Consider the following 16,129-nt stretch of genomic DNA (forward strand, 5'->3'; position numbering starts at 1 on the left):
TCCGTCCACGGGGGATCGTCTACGGGGCGGTCGGCGCCGGGCGCTTGAACATGCGGGTGGCCGTGATCTCGCTGTGCACCGACTCCCCCTCTCCGGCGGGGGCCTGCTGCGGCAGGCCCGGCCGGAGGTGCTCCTCCACGCTGATGTACTTGAGGCCCGCCCTCAGGTCGGCGTCGTTGCGCAGCCGGATGACCAGCGGGAACTCGGCCAGTGCCGTCGTGTCGAACAGGCCGGTGGTGTACAGGAGTTGGACACCGAGCGCGTCGGACACGGCGCGCTGCAGCTCCAGCAGATACGTCGCGTTGGCCCGCCCGATGGGGTTGTCGAGGAAGAGCGTGCCGGCGTGCCGGTGCTTGTCTCGGCCCCGGTCGTTGGAGCGCAGCGCGGCCATCGTGCAGTACAGGGCGATGGCCGCGGTGAGCAGCTGACCGCCGGAGAACACGTCACCCATCTGTCCGACCGGCACGCGCTCGGCACGCAGTACGGCGTCCGGCTTGAGGATCTCGACGGCGACACCCTTGGGCTCCAGGGCTGCGCCAACTCCCCTCAGCAGCAGGGACATTCCGTCGCGCCGCATGTCCGAGTTCTTCTTCACGGCGGCCCGGGTCGCCTCGTCGACGACCTCGCCGAGCCGCTCGGTGAGCGTGGCCTGGTCGGGCTCCTCGAAGCGGATGCGCAGGAACTCCTGCCCGGACCACTCGCCGAGCCCCTCGGGCAGCCGGGACAGCCGCTGCGCGGACCGCAGGGTCGCCAGCGCCGACTCGACGAGCCCACGGAGCCGGTCCACGATCGAGTCGCGGTTGCGCTCCAATTGCGCCAACTCGTCGGTGAGGACGCGGAGGCGGGGCGCGAAGGCGTCGGCCCACTTCTGCGCGTGCTCGGGCAGCGCCGACGCGGGCAGCTCACGGATCTGCTGCCGCGCGGGGGTCCGTACCTGCTCGTAGCGCGTGGAGTTGGCGTGCCGCACGAGCACATCGCTCGCCTCGCGTACGCCGGCCTCGGCGGCGGACAGGTCGGCGGCGCAGCCGCGCAGCGAACGGCGGGCCTCGGCGGCGGAGTGCCGGGCCTCCTCCACGCTGCCCGGGTACGGCTCGGGCTCCTCCTGCTCCTCGTCCGAGGAGTGCTCGCGCAGCAGGTCACGGAGCATCGCGGCGGTCTCGTCGAAGCCGCCCGCCCCGTCCTCGGCGGCGCGGTGGGCGTCGAGGAGTTCGGCGTGCGCCTCGCGGGCCCGGCCCAACGCGTCGGTGCGGGAGCCCAGTTCGGCCGTCGCCGTGCGCAGCAGGGCCTGTGCGTGCTCGGCGTCGCGCGGGACGAGTTCCTCGGTCAGCTCGGTGTGCGCCTCGCCGTCCTCGGGCGCGTGCCGCTCGGCCTCGCCGCGCAGCCGCCCGAGCTGCTCGCTCGCGGTCGACACCCGGGTCTCCAGAAGCTGCACCAGCTCCTCGGCACGGGCCGCGGCGGCCTGCCGGGACGGCCCGTCGGAGCCATCAGGTGACTGCAGCAACTGCGCCGCACGCGTGCGCACCTTGTTGCTGAGCCGGTCCAACTCGGCGATCGCCGCGCTCTCGTCGCTCTCCGCCCGCGCCTGCTCGGCCCGCAGATCGGCGCCGACGCCGACCTTCTCGTAGAGCTGCGAGGCGGCCCGGTAGGCCTCCCGGAGGGCGGGCAGCGAGGGCTTGGGGGCAGCCGGGTCGTCTTCCGGTACGTCGTCGGGGGCGCCCGCGATCTCGGAGCGCTCGGCGCGCAGCGCACGGGCCGTGCGGCGGGCGTCGTCGGCCGCGCGCTGGGCGGCGCGGCGGTCCTCGTCGGCGGCGCGGGCGCGCTCCAGACAGGACTGGGCGCGGGCCTCCGACTCGGCCGCCTCGTCGGCGAGTTCACGCAGTTTGACCTGCCAGCCGGCGCGTTCGCGCAGCCGGAAGGCGAGTCCGGCGAGGGCGTCGGCGGCGCGCCGGGCCTTCTGCGCGACCTCCTGGCGCTCGTCGCGGACCTGGGCCGCCTCCGCGGCGGCTTCGTCGGCCTCGGCCCGCACGGTCCGTGCCTCGGCCAGTTCGGCCTCGGCCTCCTCGGCGAACGCGCGTGTGTCCCGCGCGGCCTGCGCCAGCTCGACCAGTCGCCCGCTGGGACAGCCGGTGCGCCAGGACGCGAGCCGTGCCGCCAGTTCCCGGTCCTTGCCTAGCCGCGCGGCGAGCGTACGGATCTCCTCGTCCCGCTGCCCCGCCCGCGCGCGCAGCGCCTGCCGCTCCTCGTCGGCGGCGTGCTCGTCGTGCATGGCCGGGTTCGGCGGTACGAGGAAGACGTCACCGGTCTGTGCGTCGGGTGCCGGAGTCGGGGCGAGCAGGGCGGCGGCCGTACCGACGGCCACGGCGGAACGGGGCAGCAGGGCCGCGTCGTTGAGGGCCTCGCGGGCACGCGCGTGCGTGGCCGGGTCGGTGATGATCACGCCGTCGACCAGCTCGGGCCGGGCGGCCAGCACGCGCGCGTGGTCGACAGGGTCGACGGCCTGGGCGAGGTAACGCCAGCCGGGCAGGGCCGGGATGCCGTGCTCACCGAGGTACTCGACGGTGGCCAGCACGTCCGGGCCGGGCGGCAGCAGTCCGCCGTCGCCGAGCGCCCCGAGGATCCGGGAGTCGTCCGCGGCGGCGGTGCGCAGGTCGAAGAGCTGGCGTTCGCTGGAGGTGACCCCGTCGTCGAGCAGTTCGCGCAACTCGTCGGCGAAGCGGTCGAGTTCCTCGGGGGTGAGGGGGCCTTCGGCGAGGGGGCGGTTGGGCTTGGCGGTACCGGGGTGGGTGACGGGGCTGGCGTTGGTGGCGGAACGGCCGCTTCCTGCGGGGCTGTTGGCGGAGGCGGCATTGGTGGAGGAACGGCCGCTTGCGGCAAGGCCGTTGGCCGAAGCACGGGTGCGCGCATCCGACTCGGCATCGCCGTCGCCATCGTCACCGGCGACAGCCGAGCGCGCGCCCGCGACGCCCCCAACACCCTGGCCGGCGCCGCCTGCGGCCCCGGCATCCCCCTGCCCCGTCGCCGCGCCGTCGGCCGCGCGCTCACCGGCCGCACCGCGCGGTACCGGCACACCACCGCTACCGCCACCGGCACCGGCACCGGCACCGGCACCGGCACCGGCACCAGGCAAGCTCAGCAGTTCAGCCAGCCGCTCCTCCCCCGCCAACCCCTCGGCGAGGCGCCGCTCCGCGTCGTAGGTCCGTTCGGCGGCGGTCGCCGCGTCGGACGCGCGGGCCGCCGTCAACTCCGCGCGGGACTCGGCGGAAGCCGCCTCGCGGGCGTGCTCGGACCCCCGCCGCGACGCCTCGCGCGCGGTGTCCCAGGCGGCCACGGCCGTCTTCTCGGCGTCGCTCGCGGCGAGGGCCGCGCGGGCCGGGTCGGCGTCGGGGGCGCTGTCGTCGAGCCAGCCCGCGCGCACCGCCTCGGCGGTCTCCTGCTCGACCTCGGAGAGGCGCTGGCGCAGATGCCCGACCTCGCTGCGGGCGCGCTGCGCCTCGGTGGCGGCGGAGGTCGCGTCGCGGTGGGAGGTCTCGCCGATCTCCTGGAGGGCGGCGGACCGCTCCTCGCCCTCGTTGGCGAGGTTCTCGGCGCTCTCGGCGGCCGTGTGCAGGGCACGTACGAGATCGACGGCGGCCTTGGCGCGAGCGGCGAGCGCCGGTGCGGCGTCCCGCTCTGCCTCGCGGATCGCGACGGCCACGCGCGCGGAGCGGTCGGCTGCGGCCCGGTGCCGCAGGACCGCCTCGGCGGCCTGCCAGGCGGAGTGCAGCGTGCGCGCGTCGGCCAGCTCGCGCTTCTGCGCGGCGGCGGACTTCTCCGTCGTGGCGAGCGCCAACGAGGCGTGCCGGTACGCCAGTTCGGCGGCGATCAGCGCGCTGCGCTCCCGCGCCCCCTCGGCGTGCGTGACGGCGTACGCGGCGGCGGTGACCCGCTGCGCGAGGTCGGCGGCCCGCACCCGCTCCTGCGCGCCCCGCGCGGACAGCCGCCGTGCGAGAGTGCGGGTACGACGCTCGGCGCCGGCGTGGATCTCACGCGCGCGTGCCCGTGCCTCGGCGGCCTCGACGATCCGGCCGAGCAGATCCACGGAACCGGCCGTGAAGTCCCGCTCGGCGATCAGCTCGGCCCGCCGCCCCAGCTTGTTGCCGAAGCCGCCGACCAGGTCGGCGAGCCCGTCGGTGTCCCGGGTGTCGGTGACCGCGCGCAGCAGCAGGTCGGTGAAGTCGGAGTCCTTCTTGACCGCGAAAAGACCTGCGGCCTCGCCCTCGTCGGCGTTCATCTCCCGCTGGTAGCGGAAGAGTTCGGGGTCGAGGCCGAGGTCGCCGAGGTGCTCGATCCAGCGGTCGTGGATCTCCTCCCAGTGCACTTCGAGGTGCGGATACGCCTTGCCCGCCTCGGTGATGGCGTCCCGGAAGCCCTTCATGGTGCGCCGACGACCCTGCGCCCCGGACGCGCCCTCGACGGGCGGCCGTACGGAAGTGGCCTCGGCGACAGGGAGGTTGTCCAGGCTCAGTCCCGGGCCGGGCCGGAACGAATACCAGGCCTCGGCGAACTTCCGCGGGTCGTTGGAGACTTGGCGCCCCCGCCACTCACTGACCTTGCCGACGACCACGCACTCGCCGGTCAGCGTGTGCTGCCACTCCAGGGCGACATGCCCGCAGTCGTCCGCGAGGAGGAACTTGCGCAGCACACCGGAGCTGGCGCCGCCCAGGGTGTTGCGGTGACCGGGCAGCATCACCGAGAAGATCAGCTTGAGCAGGACGGACTTGCCGCCGCCGTTCTCCAGGAAGAGCACTCCGGCGGGCGCGGGTCGGCGCGGCGGCCCGACGGGCTCGTCCTCGAAGAACTCCGCCTGGGTGGGCGCGGGGTCGGGCACGGGCTTGCCCACGCCGCGCAGGTCAAGCACGGTGTCGGCGTAGCGCGCACCGGCGGGCCCGATGGAGTAGAGGCGGACCCGGGACAGCTCGTACATGGCGGACTCTCGTCGTAAGTCTTCGGCAGGTGTGGGGGGGTTCGTACGTCTTCGGGAGGGGCTCGGGGTCAGGAGTGGAACGGCAGCCCGGCGTCGGCCACCAGCTCCAGGTCCTCGGTGTCCTCGGCGGGCAGCAGGCTGGCGGTGCCGTCGGTGACCGGGACGATGCCAAGCTCCAGCAGTTCGGCCATGGCGGCACTGCCGGCCATGTCACGCACCTGAAGCTGATAGCGGGCGGTCGTGCGATACGTACCGCCGTTGTCGTCGCCGGTGCGCTGCAGGAACCCGGAGTCGGTGAGGAAGGCGGCCGCCTTGCCGACGATGCCGGTGGTCGAACCGGCCAGTCTCCGGGCGTCCTTGGTGGCTCCGGTCGCGCTGCGTCTGACCCAGATCCGCCAGGCGGCCTCCAGACCGGGCGCGTCGGTGGCCGGGTCGGTGTTCATGCCCTGCTCGTCGGCGCGCTCCTCCAGCCGCCGACAGGCCTGCCGCACGAAGGCATCGACCCCGTTGACCGTGACGCGCCCGATGTACCCGTCGTCGGCAAGGTCCTCGGGCCGCGGAAACGCCATGGCGGCAACGGCGAGATGCGCGAGCCCATGCAGGAACCGGTCCCCGGAGTCGGCGGCCGTACGACGCGCGTAATCCCCCATCCGCACGGCGAACACCGAGTCCTCGGCAGCGGTAACGGCCATCCCCGCGCGCGGGGACACCTCCAGCACGACCAGCCCGAGCCCGGCAGCCACGGCATCGGCGAGCCGAGCGAACGGCGAGTCCTCCCGGTACCGCCGCAACAGCTCCGCGTACTCCTGATCCCGCGCGGGCTGCAGCTTGGGCTGCAGCCCAAAGGCAACAAGCCGAGCGGCGTCGGCAGCGTCGGCGGGCGTGATGACAGCGGTCACCGGCGCTGCGGCGGCCTCCGACTCGTGCTCGGTCACGACTGCAACTCCTTGTTCTTGAATACGAGGCCGGGGACAAGCGCCCCGATAGGGGCGCGGGGAACTGCGCGACCAGCCACAACGGACCCGCACCCGAACAACGACCAACCCATCACGCCGCCTCACTCCGCCCCGCAGCCATCCCCGCCGCGTCCAAAAGGGCCATCCCCACAATCAGATCGGCCCCACCGAACTCCGGATCGTCCAACTCAACCCCGTCATCCACAGCGAACAACAACTTCGCCTCCCCCTGCCGATAAGCAGTACCAACGGGCGGACTGGCCGCATGCACGGCCAACAGGGCAACCAGATAAGGAAGTTCCGCATCCCGCCGACGCGCATCGGCAAGCAACCCCGACAACCTCCGAGGCGCATCCGCAGGCAGATCGAGCAACTCCATCGCCGCAGCCAACTGCTCCTCACTGAACCGACTGTCGTCCGGCGTCGCGATGAGATCCGGCTCCGGCATCTCCGCCCCGAGATGCTCCCGCTCCTGAGGCGGCGTGAGCAGTATCTCGACGAGGTCACCCACCCGGACGGACACCGGTGTACGCAACCCGGTACCGCGAGCGAAGAACGCGTCCGTGACCCGGATCGCCTGCTCCAGGGGCAACGGCAGAACGGGCGAGACGAGATGCCCGTAGAGGTCTATCCCTGACGTAGTCATCGGCGTGGCGAAGGCCTGCCGATCCTGCTCGGCACGGAACAGCGGCCCGGCCTCCAGAAGACGCGACTGAAGCTGCGTGTGCCGCCGGATGCAGTCCTTGACGATGTCGACCAACTCGGCCGCACGCCGCTTCTGTTCGGCGTCCTCGGACTCGTCACGGGCCTTGCGGATATTGGTCAGGATCGCGTTCTCGTGGCGGTACCGATCAGCAACGTGGTCGAGGGCCTCGGCGATCATGTCCGGCACGGCGTTGAGCCAGTCCACCGCGCGGACATTCCGCCGCGTGGCATCCAACGCGCGGCGAAGCGTCTCCGAGTACTGCACGGTCCGATACCGAGCCTGCTCCGCGGCGAGTTGCGCGTCGGCGAGCCGACCACGACTGATCAGCACCTCCAGCTTGACCTCGGCGGCGATCTGCGCGCTGGTGACGTCGGTGTCGAGGGCGCCCACGAGGACGTTGACGGCCTCGTCGGTCGTACGGAGGTAGACGCTGCCGCCGTAGCCGGGGACCTCCTCGATCAGCTTGAAGTCGTAGTCGCGGCGCACATACGTGCCGTCCTGGGCGAACGTGCCGTACACCGTGCGGAAGCCGCGGTCGACGCTGCCGACGTTGATCAGGTTCTCCAGGACCCAGCGGGCCACGCGCTCGTGCTCGACGACAGGTCGGCGCGGGGCCTGGGCGGCGATGCGCGGGATGAGCCTGGCCACTATCTGGTCGTGGTCCGCGCCGGTGTCGAAGTCCATGTTGAGGGTGACCAGGTCGATGGCGGCGAGGGCCACCTCGGACATGCCGTACACCGAGTACTCGCCCGCGAGGTTGGCCTTGCGTGCGTCGAGGTCGTGCAGCGGCGCGGTGCAGGCGAGCGCGCGCAGTCGCCGCGCCAGTCCCTCGTCGGCGGCCGGGCCCGGGGCGGGGCGCGGCCCCGCGCTGAACTGGGGCGGAACGCTGTCCGTCGATGCAGGCGAAGTCACGCTGCACAGACTAGGTCCTCGGTCTGACAACGACCCAAACGACGCAGAAGCGACTACCGTCACAGCCGCGTGCGCGGGGTCCGCCGAGGGCCGCGCCGCCCTCAGTCGAGCACCGTTCCGTCCTCGCCGACCCGTTGCCGGTACGCCTCGACGACCCGCTTCAGCGAGTCGTCGAGGTAGACCGCGAGCAGTTTCTCGGCCTCGGTGCGGTCGCCCGCCTGGAGGGCCTGGAGGATCAGGCGGTTGCGCTGGAGGTACGGCTCGTGGAGGGCCTTCGGGTCGTCCACGAGGTGGAAGGCGAGCCGGAGTTCGGCGAAGACGCTGCGCATCAGCTCGTCGGTGCGGGCACTACCGGCGAGGGCGACCAGTTCCCGGTGGAAGTGGATGTTGGCCGTACCCACTCCTTTCCAGTCATCCTCGACGGACGCCAACTGCCCCTCCGTCACGGCCGCGGCGAGCTGTTCGAGGGCGTACGGCGGCTCGCCCAGTCCTCGGACGACGGCGCACTCGACGAGCCGGCGGGTGCGGTAGATGTCCTCGACGTCCTCGACGGTGAGGACCCGGACGAAGACGCCCCGGTTCAACTCGTGGACGAGCAGCCGCTCGTGCGTGAGCAGCCGGAACGACTCGCGGAGTGTGTTGCGCGACACACCGAGAGCGCCGCCGATGCTGTCCTCCGAGAGCCGGGTGCCCGGCGGGAAATAGCCGTCGGCGATCCGGCTTCGGAGGATGTCCGAGACGCGTTCCGCGGTGCTCGTACGGCCCAGGAGGGCGCGGTCGTCGGCCAGTCCCGCCATCTGCTCTGCCATGCCCGGAATTCAACCGCAGATACAAGAACGAAACAACATGCCTCTTGAAGGATCGTTCAACGATCCTCTATTTTGCTTCGCATGGCGCCTCCCGCTCACCCCGGCGTCGACGGCTTCCGCACGGCACGGCTCAGTCCCAGCACCCTCCGTCCTCCCTCTGCGAGGTGCACATGAGCACGACCCCTCCACCTCAGGCCCTGAACACCGGCGCACACCCGGACGCGGACGAACTCACCGCCGACGACGGCGCGTTGGCCTGGTTCCGTGCGCTCGGTCCGAACGGCCGCCGCGCCTTCGCCGGCGCGTTCGGCGGCTATGCGCTGGACTCCTACGACTACTTCACGCTGCCGCTGAGCATGGTCGCGCTGGCCGCGTACTTCGGCCTGGACAGCGGCCAGACCGGCCTGTTCACGACGGTCACGCTGGTCGTCTCCGCGGTCGGGGGCGCCGCCGCGGGCGTCTTCGCCGACCGGGTCGGCCGCGTCAAGGCCCTGATGATCACGGTGATCACCTACGCCGTCTTCACCGTGGCCTGCGGCTTCGCACCCAACTACGAGACCCTGCTGGTGTTCCGTGCCCTCCAGGGCCTCGGTTTCGGCGGCGAGTGGGCGGTCGGCGCGATCCTGGTCGCCGAGTACGCGAGCCCCAAGCACCGCGGCCGTACTCTCGGCGCGATCCAGAGCTCCTGGGCGGTCGGCTGGGCGCTGGCCGCGATCGTCTACACGCTGGTCTTCTCGTTCCTCGGCGACGACCTGGCCTGGCGGGTGATGTTCTGGACCGGCGCGCTGCCCGCGCTGCTGGTGATCTGGGTACGGCGCCGGGTGCACGACGCCCCGGAGGCGACGGCCGTGCGCGAGCAGAACTCCCAGAAGGGTTCGTTCGCGGCGATCTTCAAGCCGGGCACGGCGCAGGCACCGGGCCTGCTGCGCACGACGGTCTTCGCGGGCCTGCTCTCCACCGGCGTCCAGGGCGGCTACTACACCCTCGCCACCTGGGTGCCGACATACCTCAAGACGGAGCGCGGTCTGTCGGTCGTCGGCACCGGCGCCTATCTGACCTTCCTGATCTCCGGCGCCTTCCTGGGCTACCTCACCGGCGGCTACCTCACCGACGTGCTGGGCCGCAAACGCAACATCTGGCTCTTCGCGCTGCTCTCGGCGATCTCCATCCTGGTGTACACGCACATCCCCAGCGGCGCCAACACCCTTCTCCTGGTGCTCGGTTTCCCGCTCGGGTTCTGCATGTCGGCGATCTTCAGTGGCTTCGGCTCGTACCTGAGCGAGCTGTACCCGACGGCACTGCGCGGCACGGGACAGGGCTTCACGTACAACACGGGCCGCGCGGTGGGCGCCGTCTTCCCGACGCTGGTGGGCTTCCTGGCCGACAGTTGGGGTGTGGGCGGCGCACTCGTCTTCGGGGCGATCGGCTACGCCATCGCGGCGCTGGCGCTCCTGGGGCTGCCGGAGACCCGCGGAAAGGAACTCGAGTGAACCGCACGGAGGACCGCCCCCTGACCCTCGTCGACGAGCACGCGCACGCGTGGACCCCTCGTTCCGCCAGGGCCCGCTTCCGGGCCGGTCTCACGGGTCCCACGGCCGGGGTCGCGGCGGGCCACACCCAGGTCAACCTGATCTCGGTGCCCGCCGACTGGGCCTACGACATGCTGCTGTTCTGCCAGCGCAACCCGAAGCCCTGTCCGGTGCTCGATGTCACGGACGCCGGCTCCTGGAGGACGGTGCTCGCGGACGGCGCGGACCTGCGCACCGATCTGCCGCGCTACCGGGTGTGGCGGGACGGCGAGTTGGTGGACGAGCCGACGGACGTCCGGGCGTACTGGCGCGACGACCTGGTGTCGTTCCTGATCGGCTGCAGCTTCACCTTCGAGTGGTCGCTGAGCGAGGCGGGCGTCCCGATCCGGCACATCGAGCAGGGCCGCAACGTCCCGATGTACGTGACCAGTCGCCCGTGCCGTCCGGCGGGGCGGCTGCACGGCCCGATGGTGGTGTCGATGCGCCCGGTGCCTCCGGAGCATCTGGCGACGGCGATCCGGGAGACCGCGCTGCTCCCGGCGGTGCACGGCAGCCCCGTACACTGCGGCGATCCCTCGGGGCTCGGCATCGAGGACCTCGGCCGCCCTGACTTCGGTGATCCGGTGGATGCCGCGCCGGACGACATCCCGGTGTTCTGGGCCTGCGGAGTGACCCCGCAGGCCGCGGTGATGGCGTCCCGCCCGCCATTCGCCCTCACGCACGCGCCGGGCCAGATGTTCGTCACCGACGCCCGCGACGAGCAGTACCGCGTCGCCTGACCAGGAGAGATGATGATCGATCTGAACGCCGACCTCGGCGAGGGCTTCGGCCGCTGGCATCTCACCGACGACGAACAGCTGTTGTCCGTCGTCACCAGCGCCAACGTGGCCTGCGGCTTCCACGCCGGGGACCCGGTCACCATGCGGCGGGTGTGCGAGCTGGCGGCCGAGCGCGGGGTCCGAGTCGGCGCGCAGGTGTCCTACCGGGACCTGGCGGGGTTCGGGCGGCGCGCGATGGACGTGCCGCCCGCCGAGCTGGCGGCCGAAGTGGCATACCAGATCGGCGCCTTGGAGGTGTTCGCCCGGGCAGCGGGCACGCGCGTGTCGTACGTCAAGCCGCACGGCGCGCTCTACAACCGGATCGTGCACGACCGCGAGCAGGCCGCCGCGGTGATCGAGGGCGTGCTCCTGGCCGACGCCTCGCTGCCCGTGCTCGGGCTGCCCGGCTCGGTCGTGCTCGAACTGGCCGCGAAGGCGGGGCTGCCGGCCGTCACGGAGGCGTTCGCGGACCGCGCGTACACGGACGAGGGCACGCTCGTGCCGCGCGGCCGGGACGGCGCGGTGATCACCGACCCCGACGCGGTCGTGGAGCGCTCACTGAGCCTGGCCGGCTCCGGGGTGGTCACCGCGCTCTCCGGGGCGCGTATCGAGGTACGGGCCCGCTCCCTGTGCCTGCACGGGGACACGCCCGGCGCGGTCGACCTGGCCCGCAGGGTCCGCGCGCGGCTCCTGGAGTCGGGTGTCCGGGTGGAGGCCTTCGCGTGAGGGCCCTGCCCGTCGGGGACGACGCGCTGCTCGTCGAGGTCGCCTCCGGGGAGGAGGCACAGGCCGTCCACGCGGAGCTGCTGCGCCGCCGCGCGGAGGGCCTGCTCACCGTCCGCGAGATCGTCCCCGCCGCCCGCACGGTCCTCCTCGACGGCCTCGCCGACCCGGCCCGTCTGGCCTCCGAACTGACCGCCTCCGACGTACCCCCCGCTCCCCCACGCACGGGTGACGTGATCGAGCTCCCGGTGCGTTACGACGGCCCGGACCTCGCCGACGTCGCCGCCCTGTGGAACGTCCCCGAGCAGGAGGTGGGGCGCATCCACGCGGCCACCGAGTTCCGCGTCGCCTTCTGCGGGTTCGCCCCCGGCTTCGGCTACCTCACCGGCCTCCCGGCCCGCTACGACGTCCCGCGCCGGGCCACCCCGCGCACGGCCGTCCACGCCGGTGCCGTGGGCCTGGCGGGCCCGTACACCGGCGTGTATCCCCGTGCGTCGCCCGGCGGTTGGCAGTTGATCGGCACGACGGACGCGGTCCTGTGGGACCCCGCGCGCGTGCCGGCCGCGCTGCTGTCGCCGGGCACGCGCGTGCGCTTCGTCCCGGTGGCGGACGTATGACGGACCACGCCTTCGCCGTCGTACGGGCCGGGGCCCTGACCACCGTGCAGGACCTGGGACGGCCCGGACACGCACACCTGGGGGTGCCACGTTCCGGAGCGCTCGACGGGCCCGCGGCCGCACTCGTCAACCGGCTGGTCGGCAATCCGCCCGAAGCGGCCGTCCTGGAGACGACCCTCAACGGCTGTGCCGTACGGCCTCGTTCAACGATCCTCGTGGCTGTCGGTGGCGCGCCCTGCCCGGTCACGGTGGACGGGCGGCCCGTCGCCTGGGGAGCACCCGTGCACGTGCCGGCCGGGGCGCTCCTGGAGATCGGAGTGGCAGTCTCCGGAGTACGCAGTTACGTCGCCTTCGCCGGCGGAGTCGCCGTAGAACCCGTACTCGGCAGCCGCTCCACGGACCTGCTGTCCGGGCTCGGCCCTGCGCCGCTCACGAACGGCGCCATACTGCCCGTGGGATCTTTGACGAGCCTCCACGCGCGCGTGGACGTCGCCCCGCAGCCGCGCCCCCCGATCGAGCTCGTCCTGCGGGTGACCCTGGGGCCCCGCGTCGACTGGTTCACGCCGGAAGCCGTACGGGCGTTCACGTCACGCGTCTACCGGGTGTCCTCGGCGAGCAACCGGATCGGACTGCGCACCGAGGGGCCCGCCCTGGAGCGGGCCCTGACCGGTGAACTCCCCAGTGAGGGCATGGTCCTCGGTGCCGTCCAGGTTCCCCCGGACGGCCGCCCTGTTGTCTTCCTCGCCGACCATCCGACCACCGGCGGCTACCCAGTGATCGCCGTCGTCCGCGCCACGGACCTCCCGGCGGCCGCGCAGGCGGTGCCCGGAACCCCGGTCCGTTTCGTGGCCGTGCGGCGCCGCTGAGGCCCCTGACGCCCTATGCGGGGTCGGGTTGCTCCTGCTGCACCGACAGGGAGGCCAGTGCCATCGACACCGCGTGGGACGCGCTCAGGTCGAGCCGTCCACTCGTGCCCCGCGCGCGGTGGCGCATCTCGTCGGCGGCCAGCCTGAGGAGCTGCGGCAGCAGGTCGGTGCAGCGGCGTGCCACCCACCCGGTGCCCGCAGTCGCCAGCCACAACAGGCTGGCCGACTTGGTGGGCACCGGGAACTCGGGCTCGGGTGACGGTGCGACCCCCGAGGCCACACCCTCCTCCGCGAGCAACGCGTGGAAACGCAGGGCTAGTTGACGATGTCCCCGCTCACCGGGGTGCAGTCGGTCCGCGCTCCAGATCGCGCGGTCCATGATCCACTCGCCCTCCGCCGCGTGCAGATGCACGGCCCCGTACCGCTCGGAGAGCGCGTGCACCACGGTGTTCACGGCGCGCTGCCGCCGGGCGAGCGGGCGGGCCAGCGCGCCCGGGAGGCCGAGCATCGCGCCCGGGTCGGGAAGACAGGCCGTGAGCAGGACCGCGCCCTGCTCGGTGAAGGCCGCGTAGACCTCGTCGAGCCGGGCGGCGACGGCCTGGATGTCGAAGGTGCAGCGCAGGGTGTCGTTGACGCCTATGACGACGGACACGACGTCCGGGTTCAGGGCGAGCCCGGCCGGGGTCTGCCGTTCCAGCACGTCCCGCGTCTGCGCCCCGCTGACCGCCAGGTTCGTGAACTCCACGGCTTCGTCGGGCTGTTGGGCCAGCCCGTCGGCGAGCAGCGCGGCCCAACCGCGCCACGCCTCGCCGACGGGATCGCCCACGCCCTCGGTGAGCGAGTCACCGAGGGCGACGAAACGGACCGTGCTCATGCCACGCCTCCGGGCACGAAGCGCCGTACCGGGACATCCGCGTCGTGGGCCGCGAGGAACGCGTCGACCGCCGTGTGCCAGCCGAAACACTCCGCACGCGCGCGTGCAATCTCCCGCCGCTCCGCCTCGGGGCGTGCGAGCAGCATGTCCACGGCGTCCGCGAAGGCCCTCCCGTTGTCCGCGGCCATGGCACCGGCGGAGCCGATCACCTCGGGCAGCGCGGAGGACGCGCTGGCCACCACAGGTGTGCCGCAGGCCATCGCCTCCAGTGCGGCGAGCCCGAACGTCTCGGCGGGCCCGGGTGCCAGGCACACGTCGGCGGAGGCCTGGAGCGCCCCGAGCAGCCGCCGGTCGGAGACGTGCCCGAGGAAGACGACCGGCAACCCGCGCTCCCGCGCCCGCTGTTCGAGCCGGGCGCGCAGCGGCCCGTCCCCGGCGACCACGAGGACCGCCCGCCGCCCGCGCCGTACCAGCGCCTCCAGGGCGTCGAGCGCCGTGCCGGGCTTCTTCTCCACGGAGAGCCTGGTGCAGGTCACCAGCAGAACCTGGTCCACGCGCGCGTACTCCGCGCGAACCACCGGGTCCCGCAGGGCGGGACTGCGCCCCACCAGGTCGACGCCCAGCGGAGCCCGTACGACATTGCGGGCGCCGATGCGGACGAACTCCCGCTCGGCGAACTCCGTGGTGCACACCACGCGCGCGTAGGTGTGCGCCGTACGGACGTTGAGGGCGTCGGCGGTGCGCCGGGACATGTTCTCCGACATTCCCCAGGTGCGCAGGACGCCGTCGGCGGTCTCGTGGGACACCATCACGGCGGGGATCCGGGCCCGCCTGGCCCACTTGCCGGTCCAGCGCAGGGTCGTTCGGTCCGAGACCTCCAGGCGGTCGGGGGCGAGTTGTTCCAGGAGGTTGGCCACGCGCCGCTTGTCGGCGAGGACTCGGTAGCCGCCGGTGCCGGGCAGCAGCGGCCCGGGCAGGGTGATGACCCGGCCCTGCTCGGTCTCACGGTCGGTGTGGCGCTCGCCGGGCACGATGAGGACCGGGTGGTGTCCGGCCTCCTTGAAGCCCTTGCCCAGCTCGCGCAGGGCGGTGCGCAGCCCCCCGGAGGAGGGGGCCACGAAGTTGGCGAGCCGCACGATCCTGAGGGAAGCGGTGTTCATGCCGCCACCACCAGCCTGCGCGCGGCGAGCACATCGCCGTAGTGTGCGATGAGTTGGTCGCCCACGGCCGCCCAGGTGCGGCCCTCGACCATGGCCCGCGCGGCGGTGCCGTACTCGGCCCGCAGCACGGGATCGGCGGCCAGGATCCGTACGGCGTCCGTCACGGCGGCCTCGTCGCGCGGCGGGAAGAGGAACCCGGTGCGCCCGTGGGCGACCAGGTCCAGCGGGCCGCCGGCGGCGGGCGCGACGACGGGTACGCCGCTGGCCATGGCTTCCTGGACGGTCTGACAGAAGGTCTCAAAAGGTCCGGTGTGCACGAATATGTCCAACGAGGCGAAGATACGGGCGAGCTCGTCTCCGGTACGCCGACCGAGGAAGACCGCCCCCGGAAGCGCCTCGGTGAGGTGCGGCTGACTGGGTCCGTCGCCTACGACCACGACACGGACGCCCTCGATGCCGCAGGCTCCGGCGAGGAGTTCGACCTGCTTCTCGGGGGCGAGCCGACCCACATATCCGACGATCAGCTCACCGTTGGGGGCGAGTTCGCGGCGCAGGGCCTCGTCGCGGTACTCGGGGCGGAAGCGCTCGGTGTCGACGCCACGCGGCCAGAGCCTGACCCGGGGCACGCCGTGTGCCTCCAGGTCGCCCAGGGCCGCGCTGGAGGGCGCGAGGGTGCGGTCGGCGGCGGCGTGGACGGAACGTATACGCCGCCAGGCGGTGGCCTCGCCGGCACCGACGTACGTACGGGCGTATCCGGCGAGGTCGGTCTGGTAGACGGCGACGGCGGGGATGCCGAGCCGGGCGGCGGCGGCCATGCCGCGGACGCCGAGGATGAAGGGGCTGGCCAGGTGCACGATGTCGGCGCGGTGGGCGGTGATGGCCGCGGCGACGCGTCGGCTGGGGAGGGCGACGCGGACCTGGGGGTAGCCCGGGAGCGGTAGGGAGGGGACACGGATGACGGGGCACGGCGACTGGGCGTCGGGCCCGCTACCGGCCGCGGTGGCCGGCGCGACGACGAGCGGATGATGACCGCGATCCACGAGGTGCCGGGCGGTCTGGAGCGCGCAGTGGGCCACGCCGTTCACATCGGGGGGAAAGGATTCGGTCACGATGACGACACGCATACCCGTGTTGTCGCCGTGCTGGACGTGCCCGCGTCAACGTGGATCTATGCGAACGGTGAACGTCCCATGAGC

12 protein-coding genes are annotated in these 16,129 nt (G+C 72.8%); 5 read left to right on the forward strand and 7 right to left on the reverse strand.

Going from position 1 to position 16,129, the window contains the following annotated elements; translation table 11 throughout:
* Positions 1-19: 19 nt before the first annotated feature.
* The 4 genes from OO70_RS40055 to OO70_RS40070 all read right to left on the reverse strand — a co-directional run bounded on the left by OO70_RS40055 (position 20) and on the right by OO70_RS40070 (position 8,346).
* Positions 20-4,963 (reverse strand): hypothetical protein, encoded by a 4,944-nt coding sequence (locus tag OO70_RS40055; RefSeq protein ID WP_043683228.1) that lies wholly within the window; start codon positions 4,961-4,963, stop codon positions 20-22.
* 68 nt (positions 4,964-5,031) lie between these two features.
* Positions 5,032-5,898, reverse strand: coding sequence for a hypothetical protein (locus tag OO70_RS40060; RefSeq protein WP_043683230.1), 867 nt, complete (start codon positions 5,896-5,898; stop codon positions 5,032-5,034).
* A 112-nt stretch (positions 5,899-6,010) separates the two neighbouring features.
* Positions 6,011-7,537, reverse strand: a complete 1,527-nt coding sequence (locus OO70_RS40065; protein WP_043683232.1) for a hypothetical protein — start codon at positions 7,535-7,537, stop codon at positions 6,011-6,013.
* Between the two features lie 101 nt (positions 7,538-7,638).
* Positions 7,639-8,346 carry a GntR family transcriptional regulator gene (locus OO70_RS40070; RefSeq protein ID WP_043683235.1) on the reverse strand — a complete coding sequence of 236 codons (708 nt, stop codon included), beginning with the start codon at positions 8,344-8,346 and terminating at the stop codon, positions 7,639-7,641.
* A 170-nt stretch (positions 8,347-8,516) separates the two neighbouring features.
* On the opposite strand from OO70_RS40070, the gene OO70_RS40075 reads away from it, so the two are divergent.
* From OO70_RS40075 to OO70_RS40095, 5 genes are read left to right on the forward strand one after another with little or no spacing between them, the layout of a single operon-like run.
* Positions 8,517-9,836 carry an MFS transporter gene (locus OO70_RS40075; RefSeq protein WP_043683237.1) on the forward strand — a complete coding sequence of 440 codons (1,320 nt, stop codon included), beginning with the start codon at positions 8,517-8,519 and terminating at the stop codon, positions 9,834-9,836.
* Entirely contained in the window at positions 9,833-10,654 is an 822-nt protein-coding gene (locus OO70_RS40080; protein WP_043683241.1) for a putative hydro-lyase, read from the forward strand. The genes OO70_RS40075 and OO70_RS40080 overlap by 4 nt, the downstream gene beginning before the upstream one ends.
* Before the next feature lie 12 nt (positions 10,655-10,666).
* Positions 10,667-11,419, forward strand: coding sequence for a LamB/YcsF family protein (locus tag OO70_RS40085; RefSeq protein ID WP_106971851.1), 753 nt, complete (start codon positions 10,667-10,669; stop codon positions 11,417-11,419).
* Complete coding sequence (locus OO70_RS40090; RefSeq protein ID WP_043683247.1) at positions 11,416-12,033, forward strand: 5-oxoprolinase subunit B family protein; 618 nt, start codon at positions 11,416-11,418, stop codon at positions 12,031-12,033. The genes OO70_RS40085 and OO70_RS40090 overlap by 4 nt, the downstream gene beginning before the upstream one ends.
* Positions 12,030-12,899 (forward strand): 5-oxoprolinase subunit C family protein, encoded by an 870-nt coding sequence (locus OO70_RS40095; protein WP_043683250.1) that lies wholly within the window; start codon positions 12,030-12,032, stop codon positions 12,897-12,899. The genes OO70_RS40090 and OO70_RS40095 overlap by 4 nt, the downstream gene beginning before the upstream one ends.
* 13 nt (positions 12,900-12,912) lie before the next feature.
* On the opposite strand, the gene OO70_RS40100 is transcribed toward OO70_RS40095, so the two are convergent.
* From OO70_RS40100 to OO70_RS40110, 3 genes are read right to left on the reverse strand one after another with little or no spacing between them, the layout of a single operon-like run.
* The gene (locus OO70_RS40100) at positions 12,913-13,773 is read right to left on the reverse strand and encodes an SGNH/GDSL hydrolase family protein (RefSeq protein ID WP_043683253.1); all 861 of its coding nucleotides are present in this window, start codon (positions 13,771-13,773) and stop codon (positions 12,913-12,915) included.
* Positions 13,770-14,933, reverse strand: coding sequence for a glycosyltransferase (locus tag OO70_RS40105; RefSeq protein WP_043683255.1), 1,164 nt, complete (start codon positions 14,931-14,933; stop codon positions 13,770-13,772). Before OO70_RS40105 ends, OO70_RS40100 begins: the two co-directional genes overlap by 4 nt.
* Positions 14,930-16,057 carry a glycosyltransferase family 4 protein gene (locus tag OO70_RS40110; protein ID WP_043683257.1) on the reverse strand — a complete coding sequence of 376 codons (1,128 nt, stop codon included), beginning with the start codon at positions 16,055-16,057 and terminating at the stop codon, positions 14,930-14,932. Before OO70_RS40110 ends, OO70_RS40105 begins: the two co-directional genes overlap by 4 nt.
* Positions 16,058-16,129 lie beyond the last annotated feature (72 nt).

This window comes from Streptomyces xylophagus, from assembly GCF_000716435.1.
In the GTDB taxonomy this organism is placed as follows: Bacteria; Actinomycetota; Actinomycetes; order Streptomycetales; family Streptomycetaceae; genus Streptomyces; species Streptomyces xylophagus.

Coding starts and splice junctions, on each gene's coding strand:
- OO70_RS40055 (WP_043683228.1), bottom strand. CDS start 4,963: ATGTACGAGCTGTCCCGGGTCCGCCTCTACTCCATCGGGCCCGCCGGT.
- OO70_RS40070 (WP_043683235.1), bottom strand. CDS start 8,346: ATGGCAGAGCAGATGGCGGGACTGGCCGACGACCGCGCCCTCCTGGGC.
- OO70_RS40075 (WP_043683237.1), top strand. CDS start 8,517: ATGAGCACGACCCCTCCACCTCAGGCCCTGAACACCGGCGCACACCCG.
- OO70_RS40085 (WP_106971851.1), top strand. CDS start 10,667: ATGATCGATCTGAACGCCGACCTCGGCGAGGGCTTCGGCCGCTGGCAT.
- OO70_RS40095 (WP_043683250.1), top strand. CDS start 12,030: ATGACGGACCACGCCTTCGCCGTCGTACGGGCCGGGGCCCTGACCACC.
- OO70_RS40100 (WP_043683253.1), bottom strand. CDS start 13,773: ATGAGCACGGTCCGTTTCGTCGCCCTCGGTGACTCGCTCACCGAGGGC.
- OO70_RS40105 (WP_043683255.1), bottom strand. CDS start 14,933: ATGAACACCGCTTCCCTCAGGATCGTGCGGCTCGCCAACTTCGTGGCC.
- OO70_RS40110 (WP_043683257.1), bottom strand. CDS start 16,057: ATGCGTGTCGTCATCGTGACCGAATCCTTTCCCCCCGATGTGAACGGC.